This window comes from Photorhabdus akhurstii (genome assembly GCF_018448925.1).
In the GTDB taxonomy this organism is placed as follows: domain Bacteria; phylum Pseudomonadota; class Gammaproteobacteria; order Enterobacterales; family Enterobacteriaceae; genus Photorhabdus; species Photorhabdus akhurstii.
In genome coordinates, this window is record NZ_RCWE01000020.1 from 72,850 (window position 1) to 90,125 (window position 17,276).

At 42.5% G+C, this 17,276-nt stretch carries 14 protein-coding genes and 2 tRNA genes; 7 read left to right on the plus strand and 9 right to left on the minus strand.

Annotated elements, in window-relative coordinates; all coding sequences use genetic code 11:
- Positions 1 to 151: 151 nt before the first annotated feature.
- The 5 genes from EAE93_RS17960 to EAE93_RS17980 all read left to right on the plus strand — a co-directional run bounded on the left by EAE93_RS17960 (position 152) and on the right by EAE93_RS17980 (position 6,049).
- On the plus strand, positions 152 to 1,417 hold the full coding sequence (locus EAE93_RS17960) for a beta-ketoacyl-[acyl-carrier-protein] synthase family protein (RefSeq protein ID WP_040150229.1): 1,266 nt from the start codon (positions 152 to 154) through the stop codon (positions 1,415 to 1,417).
- Positions 1,414 to 2,229 (plus strand): MaoC/PaaZ C-terminal domain-containing protein, encoded by an 816-nt coding sequence (locus EAE93_RS17965; RefSeq protein WP_040150231.1) that lies wholly within the window; start codon positions 1,414 to 1,416, stop codon positions 2,227 to 2,229. The genes EAE93_RS17960 and EAE93_RS17965 overlap by 4 nt, the downstream gene beginning before the upstream one ends.
- A 56-nt stretch (positions 2,230 to 2,285) precedes the next feature.
- A complete protein-coding gene (fabG, locus tag EAE93_RS17970) occupies positions 2,286 to 3,029 on the plus strand; it encodes a 3-oxoacyl-ACP reductase FabG (protein WP_040150234.1) in 744 nt (247 codons plus the stop codon).
- A 322-nt stretch (positions 3,030 to 3,351) separates the two neighbouring features.
- Complete coding sequence (emrA, locus tag EAE93_RS17975; protein WP_214040247.1) at positions 3,352 to 4,524, plus strand: multidrug efflux MFS transporter periplasmic adaptor subunit EmrA; 1,173 nt, start codon at positions 3,352 to 3,354, stop codon at positions 4,522 to 4,524.
- A 7-nt stretch (positions 4,525 to 4,531) separates the two neighbouring features.
- Positions 4,532 to 6,049 (plus strand): DHA2 family efflux MFS transporter permease subunit, encoded by a 1,518-nt coding sequence (locus EAE93_RS17980; protein WP_040150236.1) that lies wholly within the window; start codon positions 4,532 to 4,534, stop codon positions 6,047 to 6,049.
- A gap of 137 nt (positions 6,050 to 6,186) precedes the next feature.
- Here the strand turns inward: EAE93_RS17980 and ilvA are convergent, their stop codons facing one another.
- The 6 genes from ilvA to ilvL form a co-directional block, all read right to left on the minus strand.
- Positions 6,187 to 7,761 (minus strand): threonine ammonia-lyase, biosynthetic, encoded by a 1,575-nt coding sequence (ilvA, locus tag EAE93_RS17985; RefSeq protein ID WP_036809839.1) that lies wholly within the window; start codon positions 7,759 to 7,761, stop codon positions 6,187 to 6,189.
- Positions 7,762 to 7,765: 4 nt separating this feature from the next.
- Positions 7,766 to 9,616, minus strand: coding sequence for a dihydroxy-acid dehydratase (gene ilvD, locus EAE93_RS17990; RefSeq protein ID WP_214040248.1), 1,851 nt, complete (start codon positions 9,614 to 9,616; stop codon positions 7,766 to 7,768).
- Positions 9,617 to 9,717: 101 nt separating this feature from the next.
- Complete coding sequence (locus EAE93_RS17995; protein ID WP_036809834.1) at positions 9,718 to 10,644, minus strand: branched-chain amino acid transaminase; 927 nt, start codon at positions 10,642 to 10,644, stop codon at positions 9,718 to 9,720.
- A 23-nt stretch (positions 10,645 to 10,667) separates the two neighbouring features.
- On the minus strand, positions 10,668 to 10,925 hold the full coding sequence (ilvM, locus tag EAE93_RS18000) for an acetolactate synthase 2 small subunit (protein ID WP_036779619.1): 258 nt from the start codon (positions 10,923 to 10,925) through the stop codon (positions 10,668 to 10,670).
- Entirely contained in the window at positions 10,922 to 12,568 is a 1,647-nt protein-coding gene (gene ilvG / locus EAE93_RS18005; protein WP_214040249.1) for an acetolactate synthase 2 catalytic subunit, read from the minus strand. Before ilvG ends, ilvM begins: the two co-directional genes overlap by 4 nt.
- Before the next feature lie 138 nt (positions 12,569 to 12,706).
- Positions 12,707 to 12,805: an ilv operon leader peptide gene (gene ilvL / locus EAE93_RS18010; RefSeq protein ID WP_071647081.1), complete on the minus strand. Its 99-nt coding sequence runs from the start codon at positions 12,803 to 12,805 to the stop codon at positions 12,707 to 12,709.
- A gap of 644 nt (positions 12,806 to 13,449) precedes the next feature.
- Between ilvL and EAE93_RS18015 the strand changes: the two genes are divergently transcribed.
- Complete coding sequence (locus tag EAE93_RS18015; protein WP_110086211.1) at positions 13,450 to 14,973, plus strand: YifB family Mg chelatase-like AAA ATPase; 1,524 nt, start codon at positions 13,450 to 13,452, stop codon at positions 14,971 to 14,973.
- 46 nt (positions 14,974 to 15,019) lie between these two features.
- On the opposite strand, the gene EAE93_RS18020 is transcribed toward EAE93_RS18015, so the two are convergent.
- On the minus strand, positions 15,020 to 15,358 hold the full coding sequence (locus EAE93_RS18020; RefSeq protein ID WP_036779611.1) for a MaoP family protein: 339 nt from the start codon (positions 15,356 to 15,358) through the stop codon (positions 15,020 to 15,022).
- Between the two features lie 125 nt (positions 15,359 to 15,483).
- Here EAE93_RS18020 and hdfR point away from each other — a divergent pair, with 125 nt between their 5' ends.
- Entirely contained in the window at positions 15,484 to 16,320 is an 837-nt protein-coding gene (gene hdfR / locus EAE93_RS18025) for an HTH-type transcriptional regulator HdfR (RefSeq protein ID WP_214040250.1), read from the plus strand.
- Between the two features lie 753 nt (positions 16,321 to 17,073).
- Here the strand turns inward: hdfR and EAE93_RS18030 are convergent.
- Positions 17,074 to 17,149 (minus strand) — tRNA-Trp (locus tag EAE93_RS18030).
- Between the two features lie 9 nt (positions 17,150 to 17,158).
- Positions 17,159 to 17,235, minus strand: a tRNA-Asp gene (locus EAE93_RS18035).
- Between the last annotated feature and the right edge of the window lie 41 nt (positions 17,236 to 17,276).

Consider the following 17,276-nt stretch of genomic DNA (forward strand, 5'->3'; position numbering starts at 1 on the left):
CACTAATACACTGGGATGTTAGCTGTCTATGACAACATCACAACACAGCTAACATTCATTTTTATGATGCTTTTATCTACCAATCCTATTATTTGGTTGTATTAGAAAATAAAGCATGTCACCAAGAAATGAATTTTGGAGATAATGTTTCATGAATATTCAAACAGGCTATCGTCGCGTTGCCGTCACAGGTTATGGTTCTATCTGTTCTCTTGGGCAAAATACCCAAGAAATTTGGGATGCAATCCTAAATTATCGGGTAGGCTATAAAAAGGAAGAACACCCAGACGCTTCCGTTGTAGCAAAGTTTTTCGGCAATATTCCTTTCTCTCCTGATGTATCACGGTTTTCCAAAAAATTATTAAAGAACCTACCCAAATTCAGCAAACTTGGGCTAATTGCGGCGGATGAAGCAATCAAGATGGCATTTGGTAACGATAAAGCCGCTCTTGACGAAAATTATTCCCCTTTTGAACGCGGCGTCATTTTTGGTACTGGCTGGGGTGGAGAAGATGCAACCGTTGAAAACAGCCATTCTTATGCTGATCAAGGCATTGCCTCACCGATGACCAATATCATGTCTATGCACAGCGTAGGGACAGCGGCGATTTCAATGAACTGGAATTTACGGGGATACCAAAATACCCCGGTTGCAGCTTGTGCAACCGGCAGTATGGCGATAGGCGATGCGTTTGAACTTATCCGCAGTGGACGCACTAAAATGATGCTGGCAGGTGGCGGTGAAAGCATCAGAGATCCATTCATCGTCTGGAGTATCGACATTCTTGGGGCACTGAGTAAAGAGCAGGAATCTGTCGAAAAAGCCTGTTGTCCATTCAGCCAAGATCGTAGTGGTTTCGTTATGTCAGAAGGGGCAGCAATATTATGTCTTGAAGACTATGACAGCGCTGTTGCCAGAGGCGCCAAAATATTGGCGGAAGTGATTGGTTATGGCAATTACTCTGATGCGTCAGATATGACTGCCCCAGCACCTGATTGCAAAGGACGAGTCATGGCTATTCAGATGGCGCTGGAACAGGCCAAACTCTCTACCTCAGATATTCACTATATTAATGCTCATGGGACATCAACCCCACTCAACGACATTAACGAAACCGATGTTCTAAAAATGAGCCTAGGCGAACACGCTTATCGTATTCCTATTTCCAGTACAAAATCCTATACAGGCCATCTTATTGCCGGAGCCGGAGCAATTGAATCTATTTTCTGCATCAAAGCAATAGAGACAGCAACGATCCCCGCAACTATGCACCTAAATAATCCTGATCCGCTATGCGATCTGGATTATGTCCCCAATATCCACCGGACTCACCAAGTTATTGACACGGCTTTAAATGTTAATTATGGCTTCGGTGGTACAAACTGTGCGCTTATTTTTAGGAAAGCCGACAGATGAACGTTCAATTCAGCAAAGAAGATCTCAGTCAATGGGCTAAATTCTCTGGCGACTACAATCCTATCCATTTTGATGAAAAAATCGCAAGAGAAGTTGGGTTGGGTGGTATTGCAGTACACGGCATGCTGGCAATGATCCCGCTCAAAAGCGGATACGATTATCTGTCACAACCAAATAGGGAAATGGGCAGACAGTGGCACGTTAATTTGCGCAATCCCGTCCCTCTGGATGCCTGCTATTGTGTTAAAACTAAGCATACTGACCGAAATGGGAAAACGACCTTTAATCTGCAAGACGAAACAACTAACCTGAAACCTCTAGTTGGTCACTATAGTTGTTTTGATTTTTCACAAAAAACTAGACTTCCTGAAAAACCACGTTGCCAAGTTCCCATACAAGAGACAATAAAAAAATCCCTTGAATTCAAACATACTTTTCCGGAAGTCAATGAATTCTGGATCTTTCTCGATGCTCTGATGTTTTATCTTTTCATGCAGCAAAGTGCCAAAACCGCACTAGCAACAGAATTTAAAACCTATTTTGGCAAACAAGAACATGATGAAACATGCCTCAAAGACCTTATTGTCTTGCATGTCATGCACACCGTGAGTTTTTCTCCCGCGCTGCTCAATCGCCAAATCCCAGATGAAATGCCGAATATCGAATATACGATCCTGCCAAAAGATACATTCGATGTTGATGGCTCGTTATACGGTACGTTGGAAATCCCGATCTGGCTGAATGGAGAAATCTCTTTAGTTGTTGAGATGAGCCTGATGGGAACAACAAAAAGAAAGCAGATTGCCAACTAAGATTTGATGAATGCGGTATTGGCAGACGGATGGCAAAAATTTAGAGGAATAACTTAATGAGTATCAGCACACCTTGGGTTTTTATTTCAGGAGGATCACGTGGTATCGGCAAAGGCATAGTAAAAATGCTGGCTGCTCAGAACTATCACGTGGTTTTTACCTATAAATCAAGCACAAATGAAGCTCAAACATTGTGTCAGGAAATTGAACAGCAAGGTTATCGCTGTGAGGGCTATCAATGTGATGTCTCAAACGCAGAAGAAGTGAAAATATTGTCAACAGAGCTTATCTCACGATATGGCTCTCCCTATGCCATCATCAATAACGCCGGAATTACACAAGATGCATTGCTAATAAATATGAAAGAAGAAGAGTGGCACAATGTGATTTCTACCAATCTTTCTTCTGTTTATTTAGTCAATCACGCTTTTCTCCCTGAAATGATTACTGCGGGAGAAGGCTGCATTATCCACATGAGCTCAGTCACTGCGTTTAAAGCCAACTCAGGGCAAGTTAATTACGCTGCAACCAAAGCCGCTATGATCGGTATTACCCGCTCACTAGCAGTTGAAGTTGGCCGATTTAATGTTCGGGTCAATACCGTTGCGCCAGGCTTAATTGATACTGAAATGCTGGGTCATATCCCTGCATCACATAGGAAAAAACTATTGTCTAACATCCCATTGGGCCGTTTAGGTTCAGTGGAAGATATTGCTCTGACAATCAATTTCCTGCTCAGCCCTGGGGGACGCTATATCACCGGACAAACGTTCGTTATTGATGGAGGAATGACGGCCTGAGTCAGTTAAGTAATTAACATCAATGGCTTCGTATCCCTACTCTGTGATTATTTGTACCCAGATAAATGTTCTGGGTACTGACACAAAATACCGTTAATCATTGCCAGATAGACAATCCAGCCTATCTGATAAATGTTAATAACGATAATAAACAATTTTAATATTAAATCATTCTTTTGGCGTTAAGTGCTAAATATTAGCAATTTTCATTTTATCAAATGAGAAGAACTTGACCTTGTAGTCGACTCCAAGGTGTTTAATCAAATATAAGCACATTATTTAAGACGAATTTACTTTTAATCACTGCGATGGGAGAGGACATATGGCCGGAGAAATACAATCACCTCCGCTTAATGAGAAAAAGTCAAAGCGTAAATTAGCACTGATCCTCGCAGCTCTCTTATTTGTTTTTGCCGGGTTGGGTTACTTCGCCTATTGGCTTATTTCACTACGTCATTATCAAGCGACTGATGATGCCTACGTTGTTGGTAATCAGGTACAAGTGATGGCCCAGATCACCGGTAGCGTAACCGCTATTTATGCCGATAATACCGACTTCGTTCAGCAAGGCGATATTCTGCTACGTTTAGACTCTATTGATGCGGAACATGCTTTTGAACGAGCGAAAAATACATTGGCTAATAATGTCAGGCAAACCCACCAAACCATTATTGATAATGAAAAACTATTGGCTAACATTGAGCTCAAACAAACGGTATTACAACAGGCTCAAGATGATTTAAAACGACGTGAACATCTGGGACTCACCGGTGCTATCGCCAAAGAAAACCTGATTCATTCCCGCAATAGCGTGCAAATGGCAAAATCTGAGCTGAATGTTGCCCGACAACAATATTATGCCAACCAAGCATTAGTTATAGACACTCCATTAGATCAACAACCTAAGATTAAACTGGCTGCTTCCCAGCTTCGCGATGCATGGTTAACCTTACAGCGTACCCAGATTGTAGCGCCGGTAACAGGCTACGTTTCACGCCGCAGTGTTCAAGTAGGCTCACAAATAAAAAGCGGCGCTCCCCTAATGGTTATCGTACCCGCTGACCAACTTTGGGTCGAAGCTAACTTCAAAGAAGTTCAACTCTCCAATGTCCGTATCGGTCAACCTGTAACACTGGTGAGTGATTTCTATGGTAGTGATGTCACTTATCAGGGCCGAATTGTAGGTCTTGATATGGGTACTGGCAGCGCATTTTCTTTACTACCGGCACAAAACGCCACCGGTAACTGGATCAAAGTGGTTCAACGTTTACCTGTCCGTGTTGAACTAGCAGCACAACAACTTATCGATCATCCTTTACGCATCGGTTTATCCATGCATGCCACGGTTGATACCCGAAATCGGGATGGTCTGGTGCTTGCCAATACGCCTCGCAACAGCATTGTTTATGAAACCAACGTCTTGACTTACAACACCGGAGAAATTGATCAGCTAATTAACGAAATCATTCAAGTTAATACCAGTCAAAATAAGTGAGGTTAACATGCTAAAAGAGCCATTATCAGGAGCCAAACTTGGCTGGCTAACCCTGGCTTTAGCATTAGCCGCTTTTTTACAAATATTAGATCTGACTATTGCTAACGTTGCAATATCAACAATTGCTGGAGATCTGGGTTCATCAGTATCACAAGGTACTTGGGTAATTACTTCATTTGCTGTTGCAAACGCGATCTCTATCCCATTAACTGGCTGGTTAGCAAAACGGTTCGGGGAAGTCCGGGTTTTCTTAGTTTCAATGATCTTGTTTGTGATCACTTCCTGGTTGTGTGGTATTGCCAATAGCCTGGAAATGTTGATCATTTCCCGCGTTCTACAAGGTATCTCAGCCGGGCCAATTATGCCCCTTTCGCAAAGTTTGTTACTCAACAACTATCCTCCGCTAAAACGCAATATGGCTCTGGCAATGTGGTCAATGACTATCGTTGTCGCTCCGGTTTGTGGCCCCATACTTGGTGGTTGGATCAGTGACAACTATCATTGGGGATGGATCTTCCTCATCAACGTTCCGGTTGGCTTTGTTGCCATTGCTATCACCTGGATATTGTTAAAAGACCGGGAAACTGAAACAACGGCTAGGTCAATTGATGTCATAGGGCTAATTTTATTGGTCATCGGTGTTGGTTGTTTTCAACTATTACTCGATAGAGGAAAAGAGCTTGATTGGTTCAATTCAACAGAAATTATTGTATTAGCCATTACCGCCGTCATTGCCATCACTTTCCTAATTATTTGGGAACTCACCGATGATGATCCGATCATTGACTTATCACTATTTAAATCTCGTAATTTTACTATCGGTACCTTATGTATCAGTTTGGCTTTCCTACTCCACATAGGCACGCTGGTTTTGCAACCTCAATTATTACAAATGGTGTTTGGTTACACAGCAACTTGGGCAGGATTAGTAATGGCTCCATTAGGAATAGTGCCGATAATGCTCGTTCCACTCATTGGTCGTTTTAGTTCAAAAATTGATATGCGTTATTTAGTTATGTTCAGCTTTATCATTTTTGCACTCTGTTTCTTTTGGAGAACAAATACCTTTGAGCTATCAATGGACTTTGCCACCGCTGCCTGGCCACAATTTATTCAGGGCTTTGCTATCGCCTGTTTAATTATGCCACTAACAGCCATTATACTATCTGACGTTGAACCCGCTAAAATCGCCTCTGCCGGTAGCTTGTTCAACTTTTTACGCACTCTGGCAACATCCGTAGGGACTTCAATTACCACCACCATGTGGTCCCGTCGCGAAGCTGTCCACCACGTTCAGTTAACTGAATCGATAACTCCCCATAATCCTATTGCCCAACAAGCCTATGAAAAAATGGGACAATTAGGGATGTCGCAAGCCCAAACCAGCCACTCTCTGGCACGTGAAATCACGAATCAGGGCTTGATTATTGCCGCTAACGAGATTTATTGGCTATTTGGCTTTATTTTTCTGATCTTGCTGATCTTTATCTGGTTGGCAAAACCCACTGTTGGAGAAAAGAAATAGCACAATGATCAAAGAATTTGTTATAGAATTCTTTCCAATGGAACCTCGGTGAATATTAAATCTTGTCAAAATAGCCCCTTACCAAGGCGCTATTTTGTCGTTTTATAGAATACATTTTTTCATTACCAAGACACCGATCAACCTCCGGTTGTTTCAGACGCCTGGCACATTAAAAAGAATTTAAACGCGGGGGTATCCGTCTCATCGTGATACGCATAACCTAATGCATCAAGGTGACGCTTAAAACGCACTTCCGTGCCTGACAATTCAAATGCGGCTAACACCCGGCCATAATCTGTACCATAATTGCGATAATGGAATAATGTAATATTCCAGTAAGTTCCCAAAGTTTGTAGGAACTTTAATAAAGCCCCCGGCGATTCAGGAAATTCAAAACTAAACAAGCGCTCTTTCAATGGCTTAGATGGACGACCGCCGATCATATAGCGAACATGTAATTTCGCCATTTCATCATCTGAAAGATCAGCAACCTGATACCCTGCGGTACGCAATTCCGCGATAATTTCCCGTCGCTCCATCTCACCACGACTCAGGCGAACACCAACGAAAAGACAAGCCTGATCAGGATCAGCATCCGTATAACGATAATTAAATTCTGTTACCACCCGATCGCCCAACTTCTGGCAAAAACTCAGGAAACTCCCTTTATGTTCAGGAATAGTCACTGCCAGCAATGCTTCCCGCTGCTCGCCCAATTCACAACGCTCAGAGACATAACGCAATCCGTGAAAACTCACATTAGCACCAGAAAGAATATGCGCCAGTCGTTCACCTTTAAGCTGATACTGCTGAACATACTTTTTCAATCCAGCTAGTGCCAATGCGCCGGATGGCTCAGCAATCGCACGTACATCTTCAAACAGATCTTTTACCGCCGCACAAATAGCATCACTGTCCACTGTGATAACAGCATCCACATATTGCTGACACAAACGAAATGTTTCATCACCGATACGCTTAACAGCAACACCTTCAGCAAATAAGCCAACTCGTGGTAAATCTACCGGATGTCCAGCTTCCATTGCCGCTTTCAGGCAAGCTGAATCTTCCGCTTCCACTCCAATGACTTTAATCTCTGGCATCAGTTGCTTAATCAACACTGCCACTCCAGCAATCAAACCACCACCACCAACAGGTACAAAGATGCGATCCAAGCGCACATCCTGTTGTAAAAGTTCCATCGCCAGTGTTGCCTGACCCGCGATTACAGCGGGATGATCAAACGGAGGAATAAAGGTATAACCCTCCTGTTGTGCCATTTCTATTGCTTTAGCTTTAGCCTCATCAAAATTAGCGCCATACAACAGAGCCTTACCGCCGAAACGACGGACTGCATCAACTTTAATATCCGCAGTAGTAACCGGCATAACAATCAGAGATTTAATTCCCAAACGATTGGCAGAAAGCGCCACCCCCTGAGCATGATTACCGGCTGACGCAGTAATCACTCCTCGGTTTTTTTGTTCCTCAGTCAAACCTGCAATCATGGCATACGCACCACGGAGCTTAAAACTGTGAACAGGTTGTCGATCTTCCCGCTTTACCAAAATAGTATTTCCCAAGCGGGCAGAAATTTTCTCCATTTCCTGCAAAGGAGTCACCTGAGCAACTTCATAAACCGGCGCGCTTAATGCCGCTTTCAAATACTCTGCACCATTTGGTGCGGAAGTTAAGGGAAGAAATGCAGCCATGCGATTATCCCCCTAACTTAGATTTATCACGGACAGCGCCTTTATCCGCACTGGTCGCCAATGAAGCATAGGCTCTCAGGGCAAACGAGACCTGACGTTCACGAGCTTTCGGCGTCCATGCGTTATTACCGCGGGCAAATTCAGCCTCTTGACGGGTAGCAAGTATCTTTTCATCTACATCAAGTCGAATTTTCCGCAATGGAATATCAATATCAATAATATCGCCATCTTGCACCAAACCGATTAGCCCACCATTAGCTGCTTCTGGAGAAACATGGCCGATCGACAAACCAGAGGTACCACCAGAAAAACGTCCATCTGTAATCAATGCACAACTTTTACCTAGCCCCATAGATTTTAGATAAGTCGTCGGATACAACATTTCCTGCATGCCAGGCCCACCTTTTGGCCCTTCATAACGAATGACCACCACATCACCAGCAACAACTTTTCCACCCAAGATCGCATCAACCGCGTCTTCCTGACTTTCGTAAACCTTGGCTGGCCCACGAAACGTTAGACTGTCCTTATCAACCCCTGCGGTTTTTACAATACAACCATCTATAGACAAATTACCAAATAGAACAGCAAGACCACCATCCCGACTATAGGCATGTTCAATGTCGCGAATACACCCTTCTGCACGGTCGGTATCCAACGAAGGCCAACGACAATCTTGTGAAAATGCCTGAGTAGTACGGATACCCGCAGGGCCTGCCGAATACATCTCCTTTACTGACTCATCCGCCGTCTGCATCACATCGTACTGATTAAGCGTTTGTAACAAATCCAGACCCAAAACATTTTTAACCTGACGATTCAACAGACCCGCTCTATCCAGCTCACCTAAAATACCGATCACACCACCAGCACGATGAACATCTTCCATATGGTATTTTTGTGTACTTGGTGCAACCTTACATAGATGAGGGATCTGACGAGACAAACGATCAATATCCGCCATAGTGAAATCCACTTCCCCTTCCTGCGCCGCAGCCAGTAAGTGAAGCACAGTATTAGTTGAGCCACCCATTGCAATATCCAACATCATCGCATTTTCAAATGCGGCTTTCGTTGCAATACAACGTGGTAGAACACTATCATCATTTTGTTCATAATAGCGCTTAGTCAGCTCAACAATGCGTTTGCCTGCATTCAGAAACAACACCTTGCGATCTGCATGAGTAGCCAGTAATGAACCGTTCCCCGGTTGAGACAAGCCCAACGCTTCTGTCAAACAATTCATAGAGTTAGCTGTAAACATGCCTGAGCAGGAACCACAGGTTGGGCATGCTGAGCGTTCAATCTGACTGCTATCCTCATCACTGACATTCGGGTTCGCACCTTGGATCATGGCATCGATCAGATCCAATTTGATAATCTGATCTGACAATTTAGTTTTACCCGCCTCCATAGGACCACCGGAAACAAAAATCACCGGAATGTTCAGGCGCAATGCCGCCATCAGCATACCTGGGGTAATTTTGTCACAATTGGAAATACACACCATCGCGTCCGCACAATGTGCATTCACCATATATTCAACAGAATCAGCAATTAATTCACGTGACGGCAGAGAATAGAGCATACCACCATGCCCCATTGCGATACCGTCATCCACCGCTATAGTATTGAACTCTTTTGCAACACCGCCTGATGCTTCAATCTGTTCAGCAACCAGTTTACCTAAGTCCCGCAAATGAACATGCCCGGGAACAAACTGAGTAAATGAGTTAACTACTGCAATAATCGGTTTACCAAAATCTGCATCGGTCATCCCTGTCGCGCGCCATAAAGCGCGAGCTCCAGCCATATTGCGACCATGAGTCGTAGTGGCAGAACGGTACTTAGGCATTATTTTCACTCCCGTGTCATCAAAACAGGCGGGGAACGAACCGCCCGTTAAATTATTTATAGTTCTACTAAAGGTATAGTTCTATTAAAGGTATAGTTCTATTAAGGATTGACCGGATCTAACCAGCCCCATTTATCGTCTGTCGTGCCATCAAACAAACCAAAGAAAGCTTGTTGAATTTTCTTAGTAACAGGCCCGCACTTACCGATACCAACTTGAATATCATCAACACTGCGAACAGGTGTGATTTCAGCCGCTGTACCTGACATAAAAACTTCATCAGCCAGGTACAAAGATTCACGCGACAATACCTGCTCACGCACTTCCAGCCCCAAATCTTTGGCTAATTTGATAATGGCATCACGGGTAATTCCTGGTAATGCAGATGAAGTAAATGGTGGAGTGAACAATATGCCCTCTTTTACTTCAAACAGATTTTCACCCGCACCTTCAGAGATATAACCATAAACATCCAGTGCAATACCTTCTTGATATCCACGACGACGGGCTTCACTACCTACCAAAAGTGAAGACAGGTAGTTACCACCTGCTTTGGCCGCAGTTGGTATTGTATTTGGCGCCGCACGATTCCATGAAGAAACCATCGCATCAATCCCTTGATCCAGTGCTTCTTCTCCCAGATAAGCTCCCCAAGGAAAAGCAGCGATAATAACATCCGTTTTATAGCCAGCCGGTGGATTAACCCCCATGCCAACATCACCGATAAAGACTAGTGGGCGTATATAAGCACTGACTAAATTATTTTTACGCAGAGTTGCCCGACATGCTTCCATTAATTCATCGACACTTTGGCTCAATGGCATGCGATAAATCTTTGCAGAATCATGTAAACGCTGCATATGCTCACGATGACGGAAAACCACGGGCCCTTTATGAGAGTCATAGCAGCGAATTCCCTCAAAAACAGATGTGCCGTAATGTAAAGCATGGGACATGACGTGAACTTTAGCATCTGCCCAAGGAACCATCTCACCATTGAACCAAATGTAATCGGATTGCTTCGTCATTCTCTTATTCCTTTATTTCTACGTTATGCACGTATGAGTTGTGATTTTTGTTGCAGGATCTTGACGCCAGCGACATCCACTAATTTAGCCAGTTGTGAAGACAACAAATTAACCGGTTTTTGGCTGGCGACAATTAATTCGATATTAACATTATCGCCATCCATTGTTTGATCCATATTCATGGAACAGATCTGAAATCCACGATGACGCGTTACCCGTAAGATACGCTCTAATATTTCAGGACGGAAACGAGCATGGATTGCAAGTTGATGCTGCATCATAGTGATTTCTCCAACATAGTTTCATTGCTTGCACCGGGAGGGACCAACGGCCAAACGTTCTCTAATTCCTCAATAGATACCTGTAATAAATAGGGACCCTTACTGGCAAATAATGCATTCAGCGCTTCATTAATCTGTGATTTATCCGTGATATGTTGCCCCGGAATATCAAAAGCTTTCGCTAATGTGACAAAATCAGGGTTATCTGTTAATGTCGTTTCGCTATATCGCTTATCAAAAAACAGCTCCTGCCATTGCCGCACCATTCCCAACCGCTGGTTATCCAACAATAAAATTTTTACTGGTAATTGTTTGCGTTTAATTGTCCCCAATTCCTGAACATTCATCATGAAAGAACCATCACCAGATACACAGATCACCATATCTTCCGGTCGAGCGATCTGAGCGCCAATCGCAGCAGGGATACCAAATCCCATCGAGCCTAACCCACTAGATGTAATAAAATTTTCAGGCCCATCAAAAGTCATATGCTGAGCTGTCCACATTTGATGCTGTCCAACATCGGTAGTAATAACCGTATTACATGCTTTACGATCTGAAACCTGCTTCAATAACCAAGGCGCATAGATACTCTCCCCCTGATGGTCATAACACCAAGGATATTCAGCTTTCAGAGATTTCACTTCCTGTTGCCAGGGCATAATTGACAATGGTTGTTGCAAACGGGGCAATAATGCCTTCACATCCCCCAGTAACGACACATGAGCCTGACGTAATTTACCCAACTCTGCCGGATCGATATCCAGATGAATAACTTTTGCACGTGGAGCAAAAGTATTAAGTTTGCCAGTCACACGATCGTCAAAACGAGCACCCACAGCAATCAACAAATCACATGACTGAACGGCAAGATTGGCCGCTTTCGAACCATGCATCCCAAGCATGCCCAGATAACATGGATGTTCTGAATCAGCAGCTCCCAAACCTTTCAACGTAGAAACAACCGGCATACCTGTTTCCACAACAAAATCTCGCAGAACAGAAACCGCTTGAGACATTCCTACTCCACCACCGACATACAATACTGGCTTTGCCGCAGCCGCAATCATCTTCCGAGCTTGTTCTAATTCACTTTCCGAACAGGGCGCTTTTTGCTCAACGGGTACCAAATGTGGAACCAAATTCCCCTCTTTCAGCTGAATATCTTTAGGAATATCAATCAAAACTGGGCCAGGTCGACCACTAGTGGCAATAGAAAAGGCTTCCGCCATAATTTGAGGTAAATTTTCCAGTGAATCCACTAAGAAACTGTGTTTGGTACAAGCAAGGGAGAGACCTAAAACATCGACTTCTTGAAAGGCATCAGTTCCAATCAATTCAGAACCAACCTGACCAGTGATAGCAACAACAGGAACAGAATCTAACAACGCATCGGCTAATCCAGTGATTAAGTTTGTTGCTCCCGGTCCCGATGTAGCGATACAAACTCCCGGCTTACCACTGGCTCTCGCATAACCGATTGCAGCCATAACCGCCCCCTGTTCATGCCGACAAAGCAAATGCTCCACACCACCATCGTACAAAGCATCATAAACCGGCATGATCGCACCACCAGGGTAGCCGAAAACCTTATCAATCCCCTGCGTTCGTAATGCTTTTACAACCCACTGCGCCCCGTTCATTTTTCATATCCCCTGTGTTTACCCTGTGAGACAAGATTTTGTTCTGTTGTATGTTTCCGTCTCTATCTGATTTTGCTTGTCGAAAAAAAACCCCCGCGCCTTTCGGTGCGGGGGTCTTCGAGAGATCTGGCTGTTTTTCTAAGCCTTTCTTCGTCCAAGTGCTGCCCCGCACGGTGGGATAATAATCACCACCACGCTGACAATAATTAGGCTAATCACTAGGACAAATGTGTTCATAATCTTGGTCGTTTAATTCGTTTGTTTAATCTATATTTAAGAGTTATCACGTTCTTCATAGCTTGACAACATTTATTTTGTTTTATTATTCGATATGAAAAAATACTGTTTATTTTCAAGTAAATACTTGTAATTTAGATTATTTATCTATTAAATAATCAAATTTAAGTGATAAAAACCAACTTATTAGATATAAACAAAACAACACACAAAGCGGTAACATAAAAAACAAATCATTCAACTATAACCAAAAGTAAAGATCTTATTATTAATCACCCAGGTGATAAAAACTCCTCATTAAAAATAAAGCAGAATGATATAACACGCTAAATTTATTCACTGTGAAAAATATATAAATTTTAATTTCAAATAAACTATTTCAATAAAACCAATCTAAAAACACGACTTAAATAAAACCTCATAATATGAATATAAAAATAATCAATTTTATAATCTAAGCTAAAAACAATAAAATCATAAAAATCAATCAAATAAAATAAAAATTACTTAATAATGATTTCAAAAAAGTCTTTAGCGTTGCTTCACAAAATATTTATTAGAGCCGCTTCGCAAAAAAATAATAGAAAACTATTTATTATCTAATTTCAGTCCATCATATGCCCTTTCTTACGAAGGAGAATAGGATGGCCCTCGCTGTTATTTATACCAGAGCGACTATAGGTATTCATGCCCCAATTGTTACTGTTGAAGCCCATATTAGTAATGGCTTACCTGGATTAACTTTGGTTGGTTTGCCTGAAACAGCCGTAAAAGAAGCAAGAGATCGTGTCAGAAGTGCGTTGATCAACAGCGGGTTTACCTATCCGTCTAAAAGAATCACCGTCAATCTTGCTCCCGCAGATCTTCCCAAGGAAGGTGGTCGTTATGATTTGCCGATCGCTATCGCTATTCTGGCCGCTTCAGAGCAAATACCTACCAGTACTCTAAATCATTATGAGTTTCTTGGTGAACTCGCTCTATCCGGTGGTCTACGAAAAGTTAACGGCGCAATTTCAGCTGCTCTCAGCGCAGGAGAAGCAGGAAGGCAACTTATTCTACCAACAGAAAACGCAATAGAGCTGGCAATCTTATCTCAGAATGAGACGTTAATGGCAGAACACCTCTTACATATCTGCCACTTCCTTCAGGGAGAAAAACAACTACTGACAACAACGATCCAACATAAGCCCTCAACAGAGCCATCACAGCCAGATCTTCAGGATATTATTGGTCAGGAACAAGCAAAACGCGCACTGGAAATCACAGCAGCAGGCGGACATAATCTTTTACTACTTGGCCCACCAGGGACAGGGAAAACAATGTTGGCAAGCCGTCTATGTAGTTTATTACCACCATTAACAAACAAAGAAGCACTTGAGGTTGCCGCTATCAATAGCCTAGTGGATACCTACCTTCCACCTGAACAATGGCATACACGCCCATTCAGAGCGCCTCATCACAGCTCTTCAATGGCAGCACTGGTTGGTGGTGGTGGGCTGCCAAAACCTGGTGAAATTTCACTTGCTCACAATGGGGTGCTATTTCTAGATGAACTACCTGAATTTGAACGTAGAGTCCTTGATGCTCTCAGAGAACCACTGGAATCAGGGGAAATAATTATCTCCCGGGCCAGAGCAAAAGTTTGTTTTCCTGCTCAAGTTCAATTGATAGCGGCAATGAATCCCAGCCCGACAGGCTACCATCAGGGAATTCACAATCGAAGTAATCCTCAGCAAATACTTCGATACCTGGCAAAACTTTCTGGACCTTTTTTAGATCGTTTTGATCTCTCAATTGAAGTTCCTCTGTTACCCATTGGAACATTGAGTAGCCCTCTTAGATCAAGCGAAAGCAGTAAAGATGTAAGATTAAGAGTGCTGGCAGCGCGAGAAATACAATTGAAACGCTGTGGAAAGATTAATGCTCATCTGAATAGTAAAGAGACCGAGGCATTTTGTAAGCTCAAATCTAACGATGCTGTATTTCTAGAACAAACGCTAATAAAACTAGGGCTTTCAATCCGGGCATGGCACCGAATTCTGAAAACATCCCGGACACTTGCCGACTTAGAAGAAAAAAAAGAGATAGAAAAACCACATATCATGGAAGCCTTAAGCTACCGCAGTATGGACAGGCTATTAATACAATTACAAAAACAATCGGGTTAGAAATGAAAAAGGGGCAAAGCCCCTATATTCACAATTTGTGATGATATTAATCATCAGTGTCGGTATAGTCATCAGAAGCATCGATCTGAGGCTTACCGCCTGAAAGAGTATGAAAACGTTTTGGACGACTAATCCTTGCAAGATATTTGGTCCATACTTTTTCTTCCATTGTCACAGGCTGCCGTTCACCCCGGCAAACAGCAACAAACAGCTCTTCTACTTCTGTTTGAGGCTCGCGTTTACCAAGATCTAACTCATTAAACGCATAACCGTGGCGCTCTAGCAATTGCGCCTCTTTAATGGTGAAATCCCCATGACGGGAGAACCCACGAGGGTAATTTTTGTTATCAAAAAAACGATTAGTCGTGATGAAGCTTTCGGCCATCTGACACACTCCTAATTCTAGTACTGTTACTATCATGCCAATTATGGCGCGGAGTATTAGATAGGCCTGGCGTTCTGTAAAACAAAAAATTTAAATCTTAACGATAAATATTATTGGAGATATATGTGGACACTGAATTACTGAAAACCTTCTTGGAAGTCAGTAAAACTCGTCACTTTGGGAGAGCAGCCGAATCATTGTACCTGACGCAATCAGCAGTTAGCTTTCGCATACGCCAGCTAGAAAATCAATTAGGTACCCATCTTTTCACACGGCACCGCAATAACATCCGTCTTACAGCAGCAGGAGAGCGCCTTGTTCCCTATGCTGAATCACTGATGAGTACTTGGCAGTTGGCTAAAAAGGAGATAATGCACGCTTCTCAACATACTGAATTAACAATTGGTGCCACCGCATCACTATGGGAAGCATATTTAACCCCCTGGTTACAAGATTTCTATAAAAAACATCAGGAATTAAGATTAGAATCTCGGGTTTCTACACGACAATCCCTTGTTAAACAACTTCATTCTCGTGAATTAGATCTGTTAATCACTACCGAACCACCTAAAATGGATGAGTTCCAAAGCCTATTATTAGGGAATATTTGCTTGAAATTATTAACAACAGAAGAAAATCTGAAATGCCAAATTAAAAATTACATCAAACTAGAATGGGGAGCTGATTTCCATCATCAGGAACAACGGATCTTAAAAAGTGAGCAGCTACCCATCATCACAACCACTTCAGCACATATAGCCCGCCAACTACTCAATAACGTAAGAGGAGCCGCCTTCTTACCAATACACTGGCAAAATGAACATCCAGAACTGGTTTCTTATCCAAACACTGAACTAATTGAACGTCCATTATATGCTATATGGCTACAAAAAAATGATCAGCAAGCATTCATTCAACAGCTATTAAAAATACCTATCATACATACTTCTGCAAGAGGTTAAGAAGTTTTCATATAAATCATTCAATCAGTAAGTATGTGTTCTGCAAAACTTATGGATAGCAATACTATACGAAAACAGGAATGAAAATAGTAAGGGAGAAAGAAGTTTCAGATAGAGCATAAAGTGGGATTACTTTTTTATCTTCCCACATATAGCTCCTTATTTACCAAATAATCCTTACGTATAGTTTGAAATTATGACTTGAATCAGACATAGTGTTCCTACCTTATCGTTTTAGGTATCCTTTCCTTCAATTCAAGCCTTTCTTAAGAAAAAAACTTCGTAATCAAAATATTAGATAAAATTCTTTCGCATATATCCTCCAGGCACTTAGTTCAGAAGAGCTTTTACTAGTATGGAAATTGCCAGAAAGTCTAAAAGGTTACCTATAAGAATTCACTTCGATAATAGATAATTAGAAAGAAAGGTTTTATTGCTACAAGATCGAATAATATTGAGGAAAGACTATTCAACTGAAAACGTTTAACAACATCTATAATGAATTCAAATCGATGGCAACATTGGCTTTACGAACCAGACGATATTTGGAAATGAATTCTCCAAGTGATACCATTTCTGGGGAAAAAGCTCGCATAAAGGGATTTTTAGTGTAATAGCAAATCCGTTTTTCTTACAAAGCTTCATAGAAAAAGGCGCTGACCAAAAGCCAGCGCCTTATCAATAATCTTATCTAAGCAGCATATATGGGTAACCACTACTATGAACTATCTTAGTTGCCGCTGAGCTTATAATTGGCAGGGGCGGAGAGACTCGAACTCCCAACACCCGGTTTTGGAGACCGGTGCTCTACCAATTGAACTACGCCCCTAAATTAAGGTGGCGGTGCGGACGGGGCTCGAACCCGCGACCCCCGGCGTGACAGGCCGGTATTCTAACCAACTGAACTACCGCACCACCGAATTCTCTGTGATTTATATCGCTTGCTACGATATAAA

What these genes read in the sequence shown, in the direction of transcription:
- EAE93_RS17960 (WP_040150229.1), top strand. Translation starts at nt 152, where the DNA reads ATGAATATTCAAACAGGCTATCGTCGCGTTGCCGTCACAGGTTATGGT.
- EAE93_RS17965 (WP_040150231.1), top strand. Translation starts at nt 1,414, where the DNA reads ATGAACGTTCAATTCAGCAAAGAAGATCTCAGTCAATGGGCTAAATTC.
- fabG (WP_040150234.1), top strand. Translation starts at nt 2,286, where the DNA reads ATGAGTATCAGCACACCTTGGGTTTTTATTTCAGGAGGATCACGTGGT.
- emrA (WP_214040247.1), top strand. Translation starts at nt 3,352, where the DNA reads ATGGCCGGAGAAATACAATCACCTCCGCTTAATGAGAAAAAGTCAAAG.
- EAE93_RS17980 (WP_040150236.1), top strand. Translation starts at nt 4,532, where the DNA reads ATGCTAAAAGAGCCATTATCAGGAGCCAAACTTGGCTGGCTAACCCTG.
- ilvA (WP_036809839.1), bottom strand. Translation starts at nt 7,761, where the DNA reads ATGGCTGCATTTCTTCCCTTAACTTCCGCACCAAATGGTGCAGAGTAT.
- ilvD (WP_214040248.1), bottom strand. Translation starts at nt 9,616, where the DNA reads ATGCCTAAGTACCGTTCTGCCACTACGACTCATGGTCGCAATATGGCT.
- EAE93_RS17995 (WP_036809834.1), bottom strand. Translation starts at nt 10,644, where the DNA reads ATGACGAAGCAATCCGATTACATTTGGTTCAATGGTGAGATGGTTCCT.
- ilvM (WP_036779619.1), bottom strand. Translation starts at nt 10,925, where the DNA reads ATGATGCAGCATCAACTTGCAATCCATGCTCGTTTCCGTCCTGAAATA.
- ilvG (WP_214040249.1), bottom strand. Translation starts at nt 12,568, where the DNA reads ATGAACGGGGCGCAGTGGGTTGTAAAAGCATTACGAACGCAGGGGATT.
- ilvL (WP_071647081.1), bottom strand. Translation starts at nt 12,805, where the DNA reads ATGAACACATTTGTCCTAGTGATTAGCCTAATTATTGTCAGCGTGGTG.
- EAE93_RS18015 (WP_110086211.1), top strand. Translation starts at nt 13,450, where the DNA reads ATGGCCCTCGCTGTTATTTATACCAGAGCGACTATAGGTATTCATGCC.
- EAE93_RS18020 (WP_036779611.1), bottom strand. Translation starts at nt 15,358, where the DNA reads ATGGCCGAAAGCTTCATCACGACTAATCGTTTTTTTGATAACAAAAAT.